This is a genomic window from Phenylobacterium sp. (assembly GCF_036501465.1).
GTDB lineage: Bacteria > Pseudomonadota > Alphaproteobacteria > Caulobacterales > Caulobacteraceae > Phenylobacterium.
Genome location: NZ_DASYAF010000096.1, coordinates 1 through 19,046 on the forward strand (window position 1 = coordinate 1; position 19,046 = coordinate 19,046).

At 69.9% G+C, this 19,046-nt stretch carries 20 protein-coding genes; 13 read left to right on the forward strand and 7 right to left on the reverse strand.

Translation table 11 applies throughout. The features are described 5' to 3' along the window. Positions 1 to 153: 153 nt before the first annotated feature. Positions 154 to 330, reverse strand: a complete 177-nt coding sequence (locus tag VGL85_RS10340) for a DUF4169 family protein (protein ID WP_331588770.1) — start codon at positions 328 to 330, stop codon at positions 154 to 156. Between the two features lie 77 nt (positions 331 to 407). Here VGL85_RS10340 and VGL85_RS10345 point away from each other — a divergent pair, with 77 nt between their 5' ends. Both VGL85_RS10345 and VGL85_RS10350 read left to right on the forward strand, forming a co-directional pair. Next, on the forward strand, positions 408 to 644 hold the full coding sequence (locus tag VGL85_RS10345; RefSeq protein WP_331588772.1) for a DUF2171 domain-containing protein: 237 nt from the start codon (positions 408 to 410) through the stop codon (positions 642 to 644). 117 nt (positions 645 to 761) lie between these two features. Next, complete coding sequence (locus VGL85_RS10350; RefSeq protein WP_331588774.1) at positions 762 to 2,144, forward strand: M28 family metallopeptidase; 1,383 nt, start codon at positions 762 to 764, stop codon at positions 2,142 to 2,144. 9 nt (positions 2,145 to 2,153) lie between these two features. Here VGL85_RS10350 and VGL85_RS10355 read toward each other — a convergent pair whose 3' ends face one another. Both VGL85_RS10355 and VGL85_RS10360 read right to left on the reverse strand, forming a co-directional pair. Next, complete coding sequence (locus VGL85_RS10355; protein ID WP_331588776.1) at positions 2,154 to 3,356, reverse strand: pyridoxal phosphate-dependent aminotransferase; 1,203 nt, start codon at positions 3,354 to 3,356, stop codon at positions 2,154 to 2,156. 91 nt (positions 3,357 to 3,447) lie between these two features. Further along, a complete protein-coding gene (locus VGL85_RS10360; RefSeq protein ID WP_331588778.1) occupies positions 3,448 to 4,632 on the reverse strand; it encodes a calcium-binding protein in 1,185 nt (394 codons plus the stop codon). Between the two features lie 104 nt (positions 4,633 to 4,736). Between VGL85_RS10360 and VGL85_RS10365 the strand changes: the two genes are divergently transcribed. From VGL85_RS10365 to VGL85_RS10390, 6 genes are all read left to right on the forward strand, one after another. Further along, the gene (locus VGL85_RS10365) at positions 4,737 to 5,444 is read left to right on the forward strand and encodes a TVP38/TMEM64 family protein (protein WP_331588780.1); all 708 of its coding nucleotides are present in this window, start codon (positions 4,737 to 4,739) and stop codon (positions 5,442 to 5,444) included. Beyond that, complete coding sequence (locus VGL85_RS10370) at positions 5,441 to 6,061, forward strand: glutathione S-transferase family protein (protein WP_331588781.1); 621 nt, start codon at positions 5,441 to 5,443, stop codon at positions 6,059 to 6,061. The genes VGL85_RS10365 and VGL85_RS10370 overlap by 4 nt, the downstream gene beginning before the upstream one ends. A 210-nt stretch (positions 6,062 to 6,271) precedes the next feature. After that, on the forward strand, positions 6,272 to 7,876 hold the full coding sequence (locus VGL85_RS10375) for a 2-isopropylmalate synthase (RefSeq protein WP_331588783.1): 1,605 nt from the start codon (positions 6,272 to 6,274) through the stop codon (positions 7,874 to 7,876). 171 nt (positions 7,877 to 8,047) lie between these two features. Then, a complete protein-coding gene (locus tag VGL85_RS10380; RefSeq protein WP_331588785.1) occupies positions 8,048 to 8,929 on the forward strand; it encodes a DMT family transporter in 882 nt (293 codons plus the stop codon). A gap of 45 nt (positions 8,930 to 8,974) precedes the next feature. After that, positions 8,975 to 9,499, forward strand: a complete 525-nt coding sequence (locus VGL85_RS10385; RefSeq protein WP_331588787.1) for a homogentisate 1,2-dioxygenase — start codon at positions 8,975 to 8,977, stop codon at positions 9,497 to 9,499. A 4-nt stretch (positions 9,500 to 9,503) separates the two neighbouring features. Continuing rightward, on the forward strand, positions 9,504 to 10,508 hold the full coding sequence (locus VGL85_RS10390) for a cytochrome-c peroxidase (protein ID WP_331588789.1): 1,005 nt from the start codon (positions 9,504 to 9,506) through the stop codon (positions 10,506 to 10,508). Between the two features lie 13 nt (positions 10,509 to 10,521). Here the strand turns inward: VGL85_RS10390 and VGL85_RS10395 are convergent, their stop codons facing one another. After that, positions 10,522 to 11,316 (reverse strand): TOBE domain-containing protein, encoded by a 795-nt coding sequence (locus VGL85_RS10395; protein WP_331588791.1) that lies wholly within the window; start codon positions 11,314 to 11,316, stop codon positions 10,522 to 10,524. Positions 11,317 to 11,511: 195 nt separating this feature from the next. Between VGL85_RS10395 and VGL85_RS10400 the strand changes: the two genes are divergently transcribed. The 5 genes from VGL85_RS10400 to rodA are packed head-to-tail and all read left to right on the forward strand — an operon-like array spanning position 11,512 to position 17,429. Further along, positions 11,512 to 12,555, forward strand: coding sequence for a rod shape-determining protein (locus tag VGL85_RS10400; protein ID WP_012522835.1), 1,044 nt, complete (start codon positions 11,512 to 11,514; stop codon positions 12,553 to 12,555). Positions 12,556 to 12,614: 59 nt separating this feature from the next. Then, positions 12,615 to 13,790, forward strand: a complete 1,176-nt coding sequence (gene mreC / locus VGL85_RS10405; protein WP_331588793.1) for a rod shape-determining protein MreC — start codon at positions 12,615 to 12,617, stop codon at positions 13,788 to 13,790. Then, a complete protein-coding gene (locus tag VGL85_RS10410) occupies positions 13,787 to 14,296 on the forward strand; it encodes a hypothetical protein (protein ID WP_331588795.1) in 510 nt (169 codons plus the stop codon). The genes mreC and VGL85_RS10410 overlap by 4 nt, the downstream gene beginning before the upstream one ends. 11 nt (positions 14,297 to 14,307) lie before the next feature. Then, the gene (gene mrdA / locus VGL85_RS10415) at positions 14,308 to 16,278 is read left to right on the forward strand and encodes a penicillin-binding protein 2 (RefSeq protein WP_331588797.1); all 1,971 of its coding nucleotides are present in this window, start codon (positions 14,308 to 14,310) and stop codon (positions 16,276 to 16,278) included. Further along, positions 16,275 to 17,429 carry a rod shape-determining protein RodA gene (gene rodA / locus VGL85_RS10420; protein WP_331588799.1) on the forward strand — a complete coding sequence of 385 codons (1,155 nt, stop codon included), beginning with the start codon at positions 16,275 to 16,277 and terminating at the stop codon, positions 17,427 to 17,429. Before mrdA ends, rodA begins: the two co-directional genes overlap by 4 nt. Positions 17,430 to 17,468: 39 nt before the next feature. Here the strand turns inward: rodA and VGL85_RS10425 are convergent, their stop codons facing one another. Genes VGL85_RS10425 through VGL85_RS10435 form a run of 3 tightly spaced genes read right to left on the reverse strand, consistent with a single transcriptional unit; the run spans position 17,469 to position 19,009 of the window. Then, positions 17,469 to 18,227 carry a methyltransferase gene (locus VGL85_RS10425; RefSeq protein WP_331588801.1) on the reverse strand — a complete coding sequence of 253 codons (759 nt, stop codon included), beginning with the start codon at positions 18,225 to 18,227 and terminating at the stop codon, positions 17,469 to 17,471. Positions 18,228 to 18,268: 41 nt separating this feature from the next. After that, on the reverse strand, positions 18,269 to 18,604 hold the full coding sequence (locus tag VGL85_RS10430) for a hypothetical protein (RefSeq protein WP_331588803.1): 336 nt from the start codon (positions 18,602 to 18,604) through the stop codon (positions 18,269 to 18,271). 9 nt (positions 18,605 to 18,613) lie between these two features. Then, positions 18,614 to 19,009 carry a CHRD domain-containing protein gene (locus VGL85_RS10435; RefSeq protein WP_331588805.1) on the reverse strand — a complete coding sequence of 132 codons (396 nt, stop codon included), beginning with the start codon at positions 19,007 to 19,009 and terminating at the stop codon, positions 18,614 to 18,616. Positions 19,010 to 19,046 lie beyond the last annotated feature (37 nt).

The window sequence follows — 19,046 nt, forward strand, 5'->3', positions numbered from 1 at the left end:
ATGAGCGGAGGCATGGCTTGTGCGGCAGGAAGCCCATCTCGCCCCGCGAAGCGGGCTTTCAAACCCCGGACCACACGGACCACACGGAACCCAGCCAGCGGCCCGCGTTGGTGTGGTTCGTGTGGTCCGTGGTTCAAAAAAACCCGCGCGCCGTCAGTCCTCGCGCTTGCGCTCGTCCAGCGCACGTTTCGCGCGGGCGGCTTCCAGCTTCGACGCGGTCCGCGCGGCCTTGTTCAGCCCGAACACCACGCGGTTCTCCCCGGCGCGCGCCTTGGCGTCGGCCTTGGCGCGGGCCTTGCGCGCCCTGTTGAGGTTGATCGGTTCGACCATCGTCGCCTCCGCGCGCAACTCCATCACGCGCCGCCCCGTTTCCCAAGCCTCAACCGCCGAACAACGGGAGACGACAGATGATCGACACCGCACGGATTCGCGAACACATGGACGTGGAAGGCTCGGACGGAAAGCACGTCGGGCGCGTCGACAAGGTCATGGGCCAGGACATCGAACTGACCAAGTTCGACCTCTCCTCCGGCCTGCGCCACCACCTGATCCCGATCAGCTGGGTGGAGATGGTCGACGACGACACCGTGCGCCTGAACCTGACCAAGGACGCCGCCCACTCCGCCTGGCGCGTCGTCCACTAGGGCGGTCGCGGGGGGCTAGCCCGCCCGATCCGGCCCATGCCAAGTTGACGGGCGAAGGGCGCCGCCGCCGCGCGCCGCTCTTCGCACCAGAGTTCGGGCCAGAGTTCGGGAGAGACGGTGAAGCCTGTAGTCCTGTTGGCGGCCGTCGCGGCGGCCGTGTCGCTCCCGTCCGCCGCGTCCTGGTCCTCCGCCCGGGCCGCCAAGCCGGTGGTCTGCGCCGAATGCGTGCAGGCCAACCTGCAGCACCTGGCCAGCGACGCGCTGCGCGGCCGGGCCTGCGGCACGGAGGACGAGCACGCCGCGGCCCACTTCGTGGCCGACACCCTGAAACGCTACAAGATCGCCCCGGCGGCCGGTCCCGACAGCTACCTGGCCCCGGTGTGGCTGCACACGCCGACCGCCGCCGCGCCGCCCAAGCTCACCGTCACCGCCGGCCCGGACGCGGTCACCTTGACCCAGGGCCAGGAGATGATCGCCCTCGACCCGCCGGTCTCGGCGGACGGTCCGCTGGTGACGGTGGTCGACGCCAAGGCGGCGGGCGACGTGAAGGGCAAGGTCGTGCTCTACGACAGCCCGATCTTCGACCCGCCGGGCGTCCAGGCCCTGCGCCAGGCCGGCGCCGTGGCGGTGATCGCCCCGGCCAACGATCCGCTGCTGGCGCGCTGGGGCCAGCTCGCCCAGCGTCCGCCCGGCCGCACCCGGATTTCCGGCGTCGAGTCGGGGCGCCCGCCGCTCGGAACCTTGATCTACGCCCGCGCCGAGGCCATCGCCGCCCTGCGCAAGCTGCCGCCGGCGCAGGCGCGGCTGGACGCGCCGCAGGGGCCGCCGCGCGAGCGCACCACCTATGTCGTGCTCGGCGTGCTGCATGGCGCCGCGCCCGACGCCGACCGCCACGCCATCCTGCTGTCCGCCCACTACGATCACCTGGGGGTGCGCAACGGGGTGATCTTCCACGGCGCCAACGACGACGCCTCGGGCACGGCGGCGGTGCTGGAGTTCGCCCGCATCCTGGGCTCGGGCAAGACGCCCCGGCGCACCGCCTATTTCGCCCTGTTCGGCTGCGAGGAGGAGGGCGGCCTGGCCGCCCGGGCCTTCATGGCCCATCCGCCGATGGCGCTGTCGGACCTCGCCGCCAACCTGGAGTTCGAGATGATCGGGGTCGACGATCCCAAGCATCCCGGCTTCCTGATGCTCACCGGCTGGGACCGTTCGAACCTCGGCCCGACGCTCGCCGAGCACGGCGCCAGGATCGTGCCCGATCCCTATCCCGAGCAGGACTTCTTCGCGCGGTCGGACAACTACCAGCTGGCGCTGAAGGGGGTGGTCGCCCAGACCATCAGCGCCTGGCCGATCCCGCCCACCTACCACGCCGCTTCCGACGACCTGGCCCACGTCGACCTGAAGCTGATGGACCAGGTGATCGGCTCGATGGTCGCCCCGGTGACCTGGCTGCTCGACTCGGACTTCCAGCCGGCCTGGAACCCGGGAAAGAAGCCCTGAGCGGTTCGGCTATTTCACCGACCCGCAGAAGCGCTGGATGCGGCTGCACGCATCCTCCAGCGCGGCGTTGGAGGTCGCGTAGCTGATCCGGAAGAACGGCGAGAGCCCAAAGGCCGCGCCGAACACCACCGCCACGCCCTCGGCGTCGAGAAGCTCGTTGGCGAAGTCGGCGTCGGACTGGATCAGATTGCCGGACGGGGCGGTCTTGCCGATCAGGCCTTCCACCGACGGATAGACGTAGAAGGCGCCTTCCGGCGTCGGGCAGCGGATGCCGCTGGCCTGGTTCAGCATCGAGACCACCAGGTCGCGGCGCTGTTCGAACAGCCGGGCGTTGGGCTTGATGAATTCCTGGGTGCCGTTCAGCGCCTCCACCGCGGCCCATTGCGAAATGGAGGACGGGTTCGACGTCGTCTGGCTCATCACCTTGGCCATCAGCTTGATCAGCGGCTCGGGCCCGGCCGCATAGCCGATCCGCCAGCCGGTCATGGCGTAGGCCTTGGAGACCCCGTTCATGGTCAGCGTCCGGTCGTAGAGCTCCGGCGCCACCTGGGCGATGGTGGCGAATTCGAAGTCGCCGAACACCAGGTGCTCGTACATGTCGTCGGTCAGGATCCAGACCTGCGGGTGGCGCTTCAGCACCTCGGCCAGGGCCTTCAGCTCAGCCGCGGTATAGGCCGCGCCCGACGGGTTGGACGGCGAGTTCAGGATCAGCCAGCGGGTCTTGGGCGTGATCGCCGCTTCCAGGTCGGCGGGCCTCAGCTTGAAGCCGCTTTCCGCGGTGGTCGGCGCGGCGACCGGCTGGCCGCCGGCCAGGCGCACGATGTCCCAGTAGCTCACCCAATAGGGCGTCGGGATCACCACCTCGTCGCCGGGGTTGAGCGTGGCGATCATGGCGTTCCAGATCACCGGCTTGCCGCCCGGCGAGACGTTCACCTGGGAGGTCTTGTAGGTCAGGCCGTTCTCGCGGGCGAACTTGGCGACGATCGCCTCCTTCAGCTCCGGGATGCCGTCGACGGTGGTGTATTTGGTCTTGCCGTCGCGGATGGCCTTGATCGCGGCCTCCTTGATGTTGTCCGGCGTGTCGAAGTCCGGCTCGCCGGCGGCCAGCGAGATCACGTTTCGCCCGGCCGCTTTCAGCTCGCGCGCTTTCTGGTCGGCCGCCAGGGTGGCGGACGGCTTCACGCGCGTAAGGGCGGCGGATTCGAGCGACATGGCGGGCTTCTGAGCTCCCGTGGGGTTCGAGCTGACGGAACGGGGCTCGCTTTAGCCTAAGCCGCCGCGGCGCGGAACCCGCCTAAAGGACTCAGATCAGGTTGTTGTGCGGGTCGAAGTCGCTGAGCGAGCGGCCGATCAGGTCCACGGCGCTGGTGATGCCGCCCGAGCCGCCGGCGAAGATCACCACGTCGGAGCCGATCTGCACCGCCACGAAGGTGAAGTGGTTCTGGGTGATCAGCCGCGTCGCGTCGCTGACCGCGGTCGCGTAGTCGCCATCGGTGATCGCGGCGTAGTCCGAAGGGTTGGGCGTGAAGCCGGCGAAGCGGATCTTGTCCTCCGAGCCGGTCCAGTCGGTGATCCCCGGCACCGTGCCCACCGCGGTCGTGCCGGTGTTGAAGATGAAGACGTCGGCGCCGGCGCCGCCGGCGATCCGCTCGGCGTGGCCGTTGACGGTGATGGTGTCGGCGCCGGCGTCGCCGGTGATCGAGTCCGCGCCCGTGCCGGCCACGATGGAATCGTCGCCGTTGCCGCCGCTCAGGGTGTCGTTTCCGGTCGAATTGGAGGCGATGGTGTCGTTGCCGTCGCTGCCGACCAGCAGGCTGTTCGCCGTGCCGGTGGAGGCCAGGCTGTCGTCGCCCGCCTCGCCGAGCAGCTGGCCCGAGCCACTGACCGAGTCATTGCCCAGGTTGCCGTCCAGCACGCCGGCGCCGGTGATCTTGTCGTCGCCCTGGCCGCCCAGGAGGGTGTCGTCGCTCCCCGCCCCGGTGATGGTGTCGTCGCCCTTGTTGCCCTGGCCGAAGTTGGTCCCGGAACCGACGCTGATCACGTCGTTGCCCTGGCCGCCGTAGATCGTGTCGTCGCCGTTGTTGCCGGTGAGGACGTCGTCGCCGGCGTTGCCCTGCAACAGGTCGCGCGCGCCGTTGACCGCAAGGTTGTCGGCCCCGTCGCCGCCGAACGCCGCGGCGGGCGATCCCGAGGCCAGCGGGTTGAAGACCAGCTCATTGTAGAGGTTGGCGGCGGCGTCGCCGATGTAGAGCTGGCTGCCGTCCGCGAAGGTCAGGCTGCCCGGCGTGTGGCTGAGGTCCGCGATCCCGGGGCCGAACAGCTCGGTCTGGCCACCGAAGGTCACGCTGATGTCGCCCGCCGCATCGCCCGTGTAGATCACCGTGACCCCGGTCGCCGTGCCCGTGGACTGGGCGATGCTGAGTGTGTCCGAGCCGGTGATCGCCAGCGCCTGCGCCGCGGTGATGGTCTCGAAAGCGAAGTTCGACATCGAGGGCTCCTGGTCGGTTGCCGCCTCGGACCCTAGCGGCCTTAGGTCGCCGCCGCCAAGGCTTGGCTTGACCGTCCCGCGGCGATCGGCGACCTCAGGCGCCCATGCGCCGCCTTCTCCAAGTCCTGTCGAACATGGACGCCCAGGCGTGGCGCACCCTGGCGGTGTCCTTCGTCCTGTTCGGCGGCGTGGGCCTGGTCTTCGTGTTCGGCGCGCCGCTCCTGGGGCTGAACGAGGCGGTGACGGTGCAGCAGTGGCTGCACGCCGCGTCGGGACCGTGGTCGCTTCCGGCGGCGGTGGCGGCCTTCGCCATCCTGGCCTTCGTTGGCGTGCCGCAGATCATGCTGATCGCCGCCGCCGTGGTGGCCTTCGGGCCCGAGGCGGGCTTCGTCTATAGCTGGATCGGCACCATGGTCTCGGCGATGGTCGGCTTCTACCTGGGTCGCTTCGCCGGCGCCGCGACGCTCGAACGGTTCTCCGGCGAGAGCGTGAAGCGGTTCATGGACCTGGTCGGGCGAAACGGCTTCTTCGCCAGCTTCATCGTGCGCCTGGTGCCGTCGGCGCCGTTCATCGTGGTCAATATGGCGGCCGGGGTGACGCCGATGCGGGTCACCGCCTTCACCTTCGGGACCGCGCTGGGCATCGTGCCGAAGATCGTGCTGGTGGCCTTCGCCGGCAATTCCATCGTGCGGCTGATGAAGGGCGAGGTGGGCCAGGATGCGCTGTGGCTGGCGGCCATCGCCGCAGGCTGGGTCGTGATCGGCCTGGTCGCGCGGGCCTGGCTGAAGCGACGGGAGAAGGAGACGGCATGAGCCTGAAGCTGTTCCACGCCTGGGGCTCCTGCTCCCTGGCCTCGCTGATCGCCCTGGAAGAGGCGGGCGCCGACTACGAACTCGCGGTCATGAACACCAAGGCCGGCGACCAGCGAACGGCGGAGTACCTGGCGATCAATCCGAAGAGCCGCGTGCCCGCGTTGGTGACGCCGCAGGGCGTACTGACCGAGACGCCGGCGATCCTGTCCTGGATCCCCGAGGCGCACCCCGCCGCCGGACTGCTGCCGCAGGACGCTTGGGAGCGGGCCCGGGCGCACGCTTTCAACACCTACCTCTGCGCGACCGTGCACGTGGCCCACGCGCACAAGCACCGCGGCTACCGCTGGGCGGACGAAGAGAGCTCCTACGCCGACATGACCCGCAAGGTCGCGCAGAACGAGATCGCCTGCTTCCGGCTGATCGAGGAGACGATGTTCCAAGGCCCCTGGGTGCTGGGCGACCGCTACTCGGTCTGCGACGGCTACCTGTTCACCCTGTTCGGCTGGCTGGAGGGCGACGGGGTCGATCCGCGGCAGTTCGCCCGCCTCCACGACCACAGCCAGCGCGTGGCCGCCCGGCCCGCCGTGCGCAAGGTTCTTGCTCTGCAGGGGGCCTGAGCGACCGTTCGACGCAAGATGGTTGCGCCGTTAAGGCCCTTTCGGTAGAGGCTCTCGCCATGCGCACGCGCAACGCCAGCCTGCTTCTTCTTTCGCTGGGGCTTAGCCGCCCCTGGGCGCCTTACTAGGCTGCGCGTCTTCGCGGCCGGGCGTTCAGGGGTTTTCCAAGCCGCCTGACCCCAACGAAACCTCCGCGAAGAGACCAAAACCATGACCGCCCCCGCAAGCGAATCCGTAGCCCCGCGCGCCGAGCGCGCCAAAGGCTCTGAGCAAGACCGCGTCATCGTCTTCGACACCACCATGCGCGACGGCGAGCAGTCGCCCGGCGCGTCCATGTCGCTGGACGAGAAGATCGAGCTCTCCAAGATCCTCGAGGAAATGCGCGTCGACGTGATCGAGGCGGGCTTCCCCATCGCCTCGAACGGTGACTTCGAGGCCGTGCGCCAGATCGCCGAACTGGTCACCGAGAGCACCGTCTGCGGCCTGGCCCGCGCCGGCATGGCCGACATCGACCGCTGCGCCGAGGCGATCAGGAAGGCCAAGCGCGGCCGCATCCACACCTTCCTGTCCACCAGCCCCAGCCACCGCGACCACATCCTGCATGCCTCGCAAGAGGACATCCTGGAGATGATCACCAAGTCGGTGAGCCATGCGCGCAATCTGTGCGGCGACGTGGAATGGTCGGCGCAGGACGCCACCCGCACCGAGCAGGACTTCCTGCGCCGCTGCGTCGACGCCGCCATCAAGGCCGGCGCCGGCACGATCAACCTGCCGGACACCGTGGGCTACAGCTATCCCAGCGAATACGCTGACATGTTCCGCGACATCCTGGAGAACGTGGACGGCGCCGATAAGGTGATCCTGTCGACCCACTGCCACAACGACCTGGGCCTGGCGGTCGCCAACTCCCTGGCCGGCGTGCAGGGCGGCGCGCGGCAGGTGGAGGTCGCCATCAACGGCATCGGCGAGCGGGCCGGCAACGCGGCGCTCGAAGAGATCGTCATGGCGCTGAAGGTGCGCGGCGACCAGCTGCCGTTCTTCACCGGGGTGGAGACCCAGCACATCACCCGCGCCAGCCGCTACGTCTCGGCGATCACCGGCTTCCCGGTGCAGTTCAACAAGGCCATCGTCGGCAAGAACGCCTTCGCCCACGAGAGCGGCATCCACCAGGACGGGATGCTGAAGGACCGCGGCACCTACGAGATCATGAGCCCGGAGACCGTGGGGCAGGGCGCGTCGAACCTGGTGATGGGCAAGCACGCCGGCCGCGCCGGCTTCCGCGAGAAGCTGCGCACCCTGGGCTACGAGCTGGGCCAGAACGCGCTCAACGAGGCTTTCCAGCGCTTCAAGGACCTGGCGGACAAGAAGAAGCACGTCTTCGACGACGACATCGTGGCCCTGGTGGACGACGCCCTGGCCTCGGGCGCCGACCGGATCCAGGTGAAGAACCTGCGGGTGATCGCCGGCACCGAGGGGCCGCAGGAGGCCTTCCTGACGGTGACCATCGAGGGCGAGGAGAAGTCCGCCAACGCCACCGGCGACGGCCCGGTCGACGCGGTGTTCAACGCCATCCACAAGGTCGCCCCGCACGACGCGGTGCTGCGCCTGTTCCAGGTGCATGCGGTGACGGAGGGCACCGACGCCCAGGCCCAGGTCTCCGTGCGCCTGGAGGAGGATGGCCGCATCGCCACAGGCCAGGCCGCCGACACCGACACCCTCACCGCCTCGGCCAAGGCCTACGTCAACGCGCTCAACAACCTCACGGCGCGCAAGGAGAAGTCGGCTCCGGACGCCAAGGTGGCGAGCGGGTTCTAGTCCAACAAAAGCTGTCATCCCGGTTTCGCCACAGGCGAAGACCGGGACCCATGGACTCCGCGTCTCGGGATGAAGCCAGGCGGCGGCGCTCGCGCCTCGTCCGGCATCTCGGTGTTCATGGGTCCCGGCTAAGCGCTGCGCGCTTTCCGGGATGACACTCGGGGATTGCTGATGCTCTGGATCATCCTCACCGCAGCCGCCGCGCCGCTGCAGGTGGCGCGCAATGCGCTGCAGCGCGGGCTGGTGGGCGACGCGGGACCCTGGGGCGCGACCCTGGTCCGGTTCCTGTTCGGCTTGCCGTTCTCGCTGCTGATCTTCACCGCGGTCGCGCTGCTGACACCGGGCGCGAGCCCGCACTGGAGCGCGGGCTATGGCGTCGCGGTGACGCTGGGTGCGGTCGCGCAGATGGCGGCGACGGCGGCGCTGCTGGTCGCCATGCGGCGGGCGGGCTTTGCGGTGGCCACGGTGATGCAGCAGTCGTCCCTGCCGTTCTCGGCGGTGTTCGGCGCGGTGGCGCTGGGCGACCGCATCGGCGCGCACGCCTGGGCCGGGATCGTGGCGACGACCGTGGGCCTAGCGATCCTCTCCTGGCCGCGGCGCGACCAGCTGCGGGGCGTAGGACTCGGCGCGACCATGGGCCTGGCCTCGGGCGCGGCCTTCGCCGTGGCGCTCAACGCCTATCGCCAGGCGGGCCTGGCGCTGGAGCCGCACCATCCGATCTATTCCGGCGTGGCCTCGGTCTGCGTCGCCCAGTCGATCCAGACCGCGATCCTGCTGACCGCGCTGGCGGCCCTCAAGCCCGCCGCGCTGGCGGCGGTGGCGAGGTCGTGGCGCCCGTCGCTGGGCGCGGGCTTCTTCGGCGCGGCCGCCTCGGCCTGCTGGTTCGGAGCGCTGGCGCTGGCGCCGGCCGGGCCGGTGCGCGCGGTGGGCGTGATCGAGGCCCCGATCGCCGCGGCGGCCGGACGGCGGCTGTTCAAGGAACGGCTGAACCTGCGCCAGCTGGCCGGCGGGGCGCTGGCGGCGGTCGGCGTGGCGGTGGCGGCGCTGGGCTGAGCGCTATAAGCTCGCCTTGCATAACGGTCGGCGAGGGAGGCGGATGTGCGCGGCTTGGTTCTGACGATGGCGCTGGCCGGCTTGGCCGCGCCCGCGCTTGCCCAGGAAATGCCGCCCGCCAAGGCCAACTGCGCGGCCATGGACCAGAACCTGCCGGCCGACCTCGCCGCCTGGACCGCCAGGACGCCGCTCGCCGCCGCCGCCAGTCCCGGGGGCCTTGCCAAGGCGACCCTGACACCCGGCAGGGCGATCGTCGCCGAGCTGCCGCAGACCTCGCAGGTGAAGTTCGTCACCCAGCCGGAGCGGCCGGGCGGCAGCGTCAGCCACGGCGGCATGTTCGATATCAAGGTCGACAAGGCCGGGACCTATGTCATCGGCCTGGGCTCCGGCGCGTGGATCGACGTGCTGAAGGACGGCAAGCCGCTCACTTCCACGGCCCACAGCCCGGGGCCTGCCTGTTCGACCCTGCGCAAGATGGTCGACTTCCCGCTCGAGCCCGGCCGCTACGTCCTGCAGGTCTCCGCCAACGCCGACGCCAAGCTGCCGATCCTTTTGGCAAAGCGGCCCTGACCGCGTGAAGGCGCTGGCCGCCAGCCTGGCCCTGGCCGCGGCGGCCATCGTCCTCGCGGCCTTCGCCCAACCCCAATGGCGCTGGGATCTGCCGCCCGGCGTCGCGCCGCCGCCGGTCCCGGCCGACAATCCGATGAGCGCCGCCAAGGTCGAGCTGGGCCGCCGGCTGTTCTACGACGGCGACCTCTCTGTCGATGGCACCGTTGGTTGCTTCAACTGCCACGGCCAGCACCGCGCCTTCACCGAGAGCAATGCGACCCATCCGGGCGTCAAGGGCGTCCCGGGCCGGCGCAACGCCATGATGCTGGGCAATGTCGCCTACCTGAGCTCGCTGACCTGGGGCGATCCCACCCAACGGAGCCTGGAGGCCCAGGTGCTGACGCCGCTGACGGGCGAGCATCCGATCGAGATGGGCATGAAAGGCCAGGAGGCTGAACTGGTCCGACGGCTCTCGGGCGACGCCTGCTATCGCCGCCAGTTCGCCCAGGCCTTTCCGGGCGAAAAGGACGCGATCGACCTCGGCCACGTCGCCAAGGCGATCGCCGCCTTCGAGCGGACCCTGGTCAGCTTCGGCTCGGACTACGACCGGGGCGCCATGAGCGATGCGGCGAAGCGCGGGAAGGCGGTCTTCGCCAGGTTCGCCTGCGCAAGCTGCCACGCGGGCCGCCTCTTCACCGACGCGGACGCCGCCGACCCGCTCGCCGCCTTCCACCGGATCGAGCCGGCGAGCGGCCCCGACAAGGGCCTGGCCGAGATCACCGGCAAGCCGGAGGACGCTGGCCGCTTCCGCACGCCCAGCCTGCGCAATGTGGCGCTGAGTTCGCCCTACCTGCACGACGGTTCGGCCAAAACCGTGCCCGAGGCGATCCGACGGCACGAGACCGCGGCGGCGATCAGCGAGGCGGACATGGCCGACCTCACCGCCTTCCTCGAGGCCCTGACCGACAAGGCGTTCGTCACCGATCCCAGACTTGGTTTGCCCAAGACCCGCTGCGGCAAGCCGCTCTAGCTGTTCCGCCGCCCTATTCCACCGCCAGGATCACGTGCGGCGCCTTGACGAGCGCCGTGACCTTGTCGCCGACCGTCAGTTCCAGGGCGTTGGCGCTCTCCAGGGTGATGGTGGCGGTCAGCGTCTTGCCGCCGCCGATATCGACGCCGGCCTCGCAGTTCACCGCCCCGTCGGTGCGGCCGCTGACCACGCCCGGGATCTGGTTGCGGGCCGAGGTCTTCAGGTTCTCGCCCTTGGCCAGGATCACGAAGCTGGACTTGATCAGCGCGATGGCGGGCTTGCCGGGCGCCAGCTCCAGGTCCTCGATGCTGCGTTTGGTGAGGATGGCGGTGATCTCCACGCCATCGGCGAGCTTCAGCGTCACCTCGCTGTTGACCTCGCCGGGGGTGACGCGGGCGATTGCGCCGCGCAGGGCGTTTCGGGCGCTTGTGCGCATGCCGAGGCTCCAGAAAAGGTCGCGGGCCGGCTCGCCCGCCAGGGTGTTCTCCAGCTTGGCCATGGCCGCGTCGACCTCGGCCTGCACGCGGCGGAAGGCGGCGACGGCGGCCTTGCCCTTCGGCGTCACCACCGCCGCGCCGCCGGCCCGGCCGCCGGGCTGGGCCTCGATCATCGGGCCGTCGAACAGGTTGTTGAGCGCCTGCACCGCGTCCCAGGCCCCGCGGTAGGAGAGGCCAAGGCGGGCAGCCGCGGCGCTGATCGAGCCCAGTTCGGCGATCGCCTCGACCAGCGCGATGCGGTCGAGGCCCACGCGGCCCATGGCCCCGCGGCGCAAGGTGAGGGCGGCGGAAAGGTCACTGTCGGTGGACATGTCAAAGCCTGACCACAGCTTGCGGCGCGATGCGAGGCCGCACAGCACTCTTTATGCCTTGAAATGATGCATAGGGCAGGGCAGAGGTGCGACGTCTTCCGGTAGATCGTAACGAGTCCGCGCCGTCGGGGCGTAGACGGATTGTTTCAGGTCAGCCGGGCCGCCCTTTCACCCTCCCATTCGTACGGCCGCTCTATGATTTCCTCGCTCTTCGGCGCCATCTCCAACGACATCGCCATCGATCTCGGCACCGCCAACACGCTCATCTACATGAAGGGCAAGGGCATTGTGCTGAACGAGCCCTCGGTGGTGGCGCTGCGCAACGTCGGCGGCCGCAAGGTCGTCCACGCGGTCGGCATCGAGGCCAAGCAGATGCTGGGCCGCACGCCGGGCCACATGGAAGCCATCCGTCCCATGCGCGACGGGGTCATCGCCGACTTCGAAGTCGCCGAGGAGATGATCAAGTACTTCATCCGCAAGGTTCACAACCGCAAGGGCTTCGTGAACCCCAAGGTGATCGTCTGCGTGCCGTCGGGCGCCACCGCGGTGGAACGCCGCGCCATCAACGACAGCTGCCTGAACGCCGGCGGCCGCCGCGTCGGCCTGATCGACGAGCCGATGGCCGCCGCCATCGGCGCCGGCCTGCCGATCCATGAGCCCACCGGCTCGATGGTGGTCGACATCGGCGGCGGCACCACCGAGGTGGCGGTGCTGTCGCTGAGCGGCATCGTCTATTCGCGCTCGGTCCGGGTTGGCGGCGACAAGATGGACGAGGCGATTATCAGCTACATGCGCCGCAACCATAACCTGTTGATCGGCGAGACCACCGCCGAGCGCATCAAGAAGGAGATCGGCACGGCCCGCGCGCCGGCCGACGGCGAGGGCCTCTCCATCGAGGTCAAGGGCCGCGACCTGATGCAGGGCGTGCCGCGCGAAGTCCGCATCTCGGAAAAGCAGGCCTCGGACGCGCTTTCCGAGCCGGTGGGCCAGATCGTCGACGCGGTGAAGATGGCCCTGGAAGCCACCCCGCCGGAGCTCGCCTCCGACATCGCCGACAAGGGCATCATGCTGACCGGCGGCGGGGCGCTGCTGCGCGGCCTGGACGCCGAAATCCGCGACCATACCGGCCTGCCGGTGACCGTTGCCGACGACCCGCTCTCCTGCGTGGCGCTGGGCTGCGGCAAGGTGCTCGAACACCCGAAATGGATGAAGGGTGTACTGGAATCCACGCTAGCCTAGCGCTCGGCTGAGTCGCTGCGCAGTGCGGGCGCGGGGGCGCCGCTGGAACGAGGCCTTGAGTGTCCTTAAGGGACAATCCGCTTGGTGAACTGAAGGTCCCGCTGGCCTGGGGTGGCGCGGTGGCCTTGATCGTGGCCGTGGTGGCCGCCGCCGCCCTTTTGCTGTCCGACCGCCGCGAGACCTTCAAGGCCGAGGCCTATGGCGTCTCGCGCAAGGCCAGCGACACGGTGCTCGCCCCGGTGGGCGACGTGCTGGCGACGCCTGGGCGCTGGATCGGCCAGGGCGTGGACTATGTGGGCGACTACTTCGGCGCGGCCTCGGAGAACCACGACCTCAAGGTCCAGCTCAAGCAGATGCGGACCTGGCGCGACGAGGCCATCGCGCTGCGCTCGGAAAACGCGCGCTTCCGCACCCTGCTCGGCCTGAAGACCGACCCGCCGATCCCGATGGTCGCGGCCCGCATCGTCACCGACAGCCACGGGCCCTTCGCCGACACCCGCCTGGCCAACACCGGCGCCGAGCACGGCGTGAAGGTCGGCAACCCGGTGATGAGCGAAGACGGGCTGGTCGGCCGGGTGATCGGGGTCACTGACGGGGCGAGCCGGGTGCTGCTGCTCACCGACATCGCCTCGCGCACCCCGGTGATGATCGACCGCACCAATGCGCGCGCCATCCTGACCGGCGACGGCGGGCCCAACCCCAGGCTGGACTACCTGCGCGGCCGCGACCCGATCCGCGAGGGCGACCGGGTGCTGACCTCCGGCGACGGCGGGGTGGTGCCGCGCGGCCTGCCGGTGGGCGTGGCGGTCAAGGGCCTGGACGGCCGCTGGCGGGTGGTGCTGGCGTCGGACCGGGCGCCGATCGACTATGTGCAGATCATGCTGTTCCAGGACTTCACCCAGGTGGTGAACCTGAAGGAGCTGTCGCAGACGCCGACCCCGCCGCCGACGCCCGGCCCGGGGATCAAGCCGGTGGAGTCCGACCTCCAGGCGCTCGGCAAGCCCGACGCCATCGCCGCGGCGATCGCCAAGCCGGCCGCCTCCGCGCCCGCGGCCAAGACGCCGGTCACGCCGGCCGCGACGGCGACGGCGACCAAGCCGCCGGCAGCCAAGCTCGACGCGGCGAAGCCCTCGGCCGCCAAGCCCGCGGCCTCGAAACCCGCCACGCCCAAGCCCGCCGGCGCGACGGCCAAGCCGAAGCCCAAGACGCCGCCCACCGATGGGGGCGAGGCATGAGTGCGATGCGCGGCTTGCAGCCCTGGCGCTGGCTGGGCGTGCCCATGCTGCAGGTGCTGGTCGCGACCATCCTGTTCGGCATTCCGATCCGGGTCTTCGACCTGCAGGTCCCGCAGCCGGTGTTCCCGATGGCCCTGGCCTTCGCCTGGGCGGTGATCCGGCCTTCGGTGCTGGCGCCCTTCGCGGTGCTGATCCTGGGCCTGTTCCTCGACATCTTCTGGGGCGGCCCGCTGGGGCTCTGGGCGCTCTGCCTGCTGATCGCCTACGGCGTGGCCTTCGCCGGCCGCAGCATGATGGCGGGCCAGGGCCGGCTGATCCTCTGTGGCTGGTACGGCCTGGCCACGGCCACGGCCATGGTCGCCGGCTACCTCTTCGTCCTGCTGGACGCGCGCTCGGCGCCGGGGCCGATTCCGCTTGCCTGGCAATTCGTCGCCACAATCATACTTTATCCGTACTCACAGCGGCTTATCGACCTCTTCGAAGACGCCGATGTGAGGTTCCGCTAAGGGGCAGTCGGATGGCCGAGCCGTCCATCTTCTTCGCCGAGGTCAACGAGCGGCAGGGCGTGTTCCACCGCCGCGCCTTCGTGCTGGGCGGTTTCGCGGGCCTGGGCCTGGTAGCGCTGGGCGCCCAGCTCGCCCACCTTCAGCTGATCGAGAGCCAGCGCTACACCAAGCTGTCGGCGTCGAACCAGTTCAACTTCCGCCTGACGCCGCCGCCGCGCGGCCTGATCGTCGACCGCAACGGCGTGGTGCTGGCCTCCAACCGGCCGAACTTCCGGCTGATGGTGGCCAAGGACAAGGGCATCGATCCCAGGTCGACGCTGAAGACGCTCGCCGAATTCGTGCCGATGGACGACGGCCGCCAGGCGCGGCTGCTTCGCGAGATCTCCAACGCGCCGCGCAAGTCGCCCGTGCAGGTGATGGAGGACATGAGCTGGGAGCAGTTCAGCGCCATCAACATCCGCGCGCCGGAGCTGCCCGGGGTCACCGCCGACATGGGCGAGGTGCGGGTCTATCCCTACGGCGGCGCCTTCGCCCATGTGATCGGCTATGTGGCCAAGGTCACCAAGGAGGACATCTCCGACACCGGCCCCAACGCCGACCCGATCCTGCTGAACCCCGGCTTCCGCATCGGCCGCCAGGGCGTGGAGCAGGCCTTCGACCTGGCCCTGCGCGGCAAGCCTGGCGCCCAGAAGGTGGAGGTGGACGCCAACGGCCACGAGGTGGCCACCGACCCGGCCGGCGACATCAAGGCGATCCCCGGCAAGGAGATCGTGCTCACCCTCGACGCCGACATCCAGAACCGCGCCCAGGAAATCTTCGGCGAGGAGAGCGGCGCAGCGGTGATGATGGACTGCCGCACTGGCGACATCCTGTGCATGTATTCGGGGCCCAGCTTCGATGCGAACAAGTTCGTCCGCGGCCTGACCGCCGTCGAATACAAGGAACTGGCGACCTACGACCACAAGCCGCTGTTCAACAAGGCGCTGACCGCCACCTATCCGCCCGGCTCGACCTTCAAGACCATGGTCGCCCTGGCCTGCTTGGAAAACGGCTACGACCCGGCCACGGTGCACGTCTGCGGCAAGGCCTGGGCCTGGGGCGGCCGGGTCTGGCACTGCGACAAGGCGCACGGCGCGCTGGACCTGAAGACCGCCATCGCCCAGTCCTGCGACATCTATTTCTATCAGGCGGCGCTGACCGTCGGCCCCGACAAGATCGCCGCGGTGGCCCGCCAGTTCGGCCTGGGCCAGATCTTCGATATCGGCATCCCTGGCCAGAAGGCCGGACTGGTGCCCGACACCGCCTACAAGCGCCGCGCCTTTCCCAAGGATCCGGTCTGGCACCCGGGCGAGACACCCAGCATGGGCATCGGCCAGGGCTACACGCACCTCAACCCCCTGCAGCTCTGCGTGCAGTGTTCCCGGCTGGCCAACGGCCGCAAGGCGCTGCATCCGCGGCTGGTGAAGTCGGTGGGCGGCGTCGAGCAGCCGGCCGGCGCGGCCTTCGGCGACCTGCCGTTCGACACCAAGCACATCGACTTTGTCCGCAACGCCATGGCGGCGGTGACGGTCTCCGGCACCGGAGCCGGCCTCAGCAACATGGGGCTGGGCGACATCACCATGGCTGGCAAGTCGGGCACCGCCCAGGCCTTCAACTACGCCAGCGGCCATGGGGTCCACGACCGGGCCGGCGAGTGGAAGTACCGTGACCATGCCTGGTTCATCGCCTTCGCCCCGGTGGATGAGCCGCGCTATGCGGTCAGCGTTCTGGTGGAGCACGGCGGCTTCGGCTCCGGCACCAGCGGGCCTCGGGCGCGGGAGCTGCTGCGCGTGGCGCTCCTGAAGGATCCGGAGATCCGGGCCAAGGTCGAGCATCCGCTGCCGATCCCCGAGGCGCCCAAGTTCGACACCGACCCCGACGTGGTCGACCCGCCGACGCCGGCCGCCCAGGCCGTGCAGGCCGCCGCCCAGCAGCCCACATGACCGTCTCGGCCCTCACGCGACCGGGCGAACGCGACCGGCTGATCGTCAAGCTGGGCGAGATCGACTGGATCTTCTGCCTGACCGTCACCCTGATCGCCGGGGCCGGCGCGGTGATGCAGTTCTCGATCGCCGGCTCGTCCTGGACACCGTGGGCCGCCGCGCACCTGGCGCGCTACGCCCTGTTCTTCGGGATCATGATCGTGCTCAGCGTCATCGACCTGCGGGTCTGGTTCACGCTGGCCTATCCGATCTACGGATTGGCGTTCCTGCTGCTGTTGGCCGTGCCCGTCGTGGGCCACGGCGCCCTCGGGGCGAAGCGCTGGCTGCAAGCGGGCCCGATCCAGGTCCAACCCTCGGAAATCATGAAGATCGCCATGGTGCTGGCGCTCGCCCGCTTCTACCACGGCCTCTCCGGGAAGAGCGCCCAGCTCTCCTGGTGGCTGCTGGTCCCGGCGATCCTGATCCTCGCGCCGGTGGCCCTGGTGGCGAAACAGCCGGACCTCGGCACCGCGATCCTGATGCTGCTCACCGGCGCCATGGTGGTGATCCTGGCCGGCCTCTCCTGGCGGATCATCGCCGCCGGCGTCCTGGGCGCGGCCCTGCTGGTCCCGCCGGTCGTGATGTTCGGCCTGCACGGCTATCAGAAGGCGCGCCTGACGACCTTCATGAACCCGGAGGCGGATCCATCGGGCGCCGGCTACCACATCCTGCAGTCGCAGATCGCGCTCGGCTCCGGCGGCCTGCTGGGCAAGGGCTATGGCCTGGGCTCGCAGAGCCAGCTCAACTTCCTGCCGGAAAAGCAGACCGACTTCATCTTCGCCACCCTGGCCGAGGAGTTCGGCTTCGTGGGCTGCGTCTCGATCCTGCTGCTCTATGCGGCGGTGATCTTCATGGCGCTGCGCACCGCCTACCTCAGCCACAGCCACTTCGGCCGGCTGGCCGCGGCAGGCGTGACGGCGACCTTCGCCCTCTATGTGCTGATCAACGGCTCGATGGTGATGGGCCTGGCGCCGGTGGTGGGCGTGCCCATGCCGCTCTTGAGCTATGGCGGCACCGTCATGCTGACGGTGATGTGCGGCTTCGGCCTGGTGATGGCCGTCCGCGTCCACCGCTACTCCGAAGTCACCAGCGGCAAGGGCTCGCTGCTCTAGACGCAAAGGGCCCCCGGCGCAGGCCGGAGGCCCCAGCCGTCAGGCGGGTTTGCGGAACCGCAGGATCACCTGGTCGGTGCGCCCGCGGATCTTCGGATCGAACACCCTCAGGCGATGGTCGTCCGCCGGGTTGCGCAGGGCGTCGCTTGCGCCGTCGTAGACGAAGCCCGCCGCTTCCAGCCGCCGGCGGATTTCCGCCGGATCGATGCGGTGCAGGCGCTCGGTGTCGCGTACGCCCGAACCGGCCTCGGCGGCATGGTCGACCACCAGCAGCACGCCGCCGGGCCTGAGCGCCCGGAACAGGCTGCGATCGACCGCCGCCACGTCGGCGTGCTCCATGAACCGGTCGAACAGGTCATGGTAGTTCTGCGACGAGATCACCAGGTCCAGGGGCTCGCCCGCCGCCAGCCGTTCGGCCGGCTGGGTCAGGATCCGCACATTGGCGAAGCGCGGATCGTGCTCCACCAGATGCGCGCCGGCGAACTCCGAGGGGTCGCAGTTGCGGGCCATCTCCGCGGGGATGAACCCATAGACGCGTCCCTTCGGTCCCACGGCCGCGCTCAGGATGCGCGTCAGGTAGGCGTTGCCGACAAAGACGTCGCCCACCCGCTCGCCGGGTTTCACGCCGGCGAACGCCAGCACCGCGGCGGGCTTGCGCAACGTGTCCTTGGCGACGTCGCTGGCAGGACGGCGCGGATCGGACAGCGCCGTGGCCAGGTTGCTCGGGGCGGCGGCCGCGCTGAGCGCGCAGGCGACCGCGATCAGGCCGGCGAAGCCGACCGCTCGATAGGTCTTCATGTTGAAATCTCCAATGAGAACGAGAGTTTAGGGTCGTCGTCTCAGAGGAGGCGGGGTGGTGGGGTCGGCGGGGCTTCGCGCCGGTCCCGCAGAATTTCGGGCGGCGCGAGAAGGTCCGCGCGGGCGACCGACAGCTGGGGTGTGGCGACCGCGGGCGGCGGCTCGGCCATGGTCTGGCAGGCGGCCTGGGCGCAGGGCGCGCGCGGCGCGGCCTGGCCGTGACGGCAGGGGTCGGCGGGCTGGGCGGCGTGGGGCGCGGCCTTGGCGGCCTCGATCCCCGAGCATGGCGCGCCGCAGGCCAGCAACAGGACACCCACGATCCAGGCGGCAAACCAGGTCCGCAGGCGTCCCACGCCGGTCGCAGCGACGCGCCCCACCCGGCGTTGCTACTTCTTCAGCGTCCCGCGGATCTCTCCGCCGGGGTTCGCCGAGGTGTGGATGTTGAAATAGACCTTGCCGGCGTTGAGGTCGGCGATCTGGGCGTCGGTGAGCGTAGCCGTACCCTTGATCGGGCTCGTGCCCGCGTTCATCGTCGGCACGATCGGCGGGCCGTCGCCGCCGGGCGCGCTCGCGTCATGGAAGTGGGCGGCCACCGCGGGCCCGCTGAGGCCCTTGTAGTTGACCGTATAGGTGAAGGTCTTGCCGTCCAGCATGGCCATGACGTCGCCGCTGCCACTGCCCTTTCCAGCCAGTTTGGCGGTGTAGTGGACCATCTGGGCCGAGGCCGCGCTGGCGACGAGCAGGCCAACCGCCGCGACGGCGGCGAACAGGGTGTGACGCATCGGTACTTCTCCCTCGCGTCCGGGCTTCCTCCCGGAC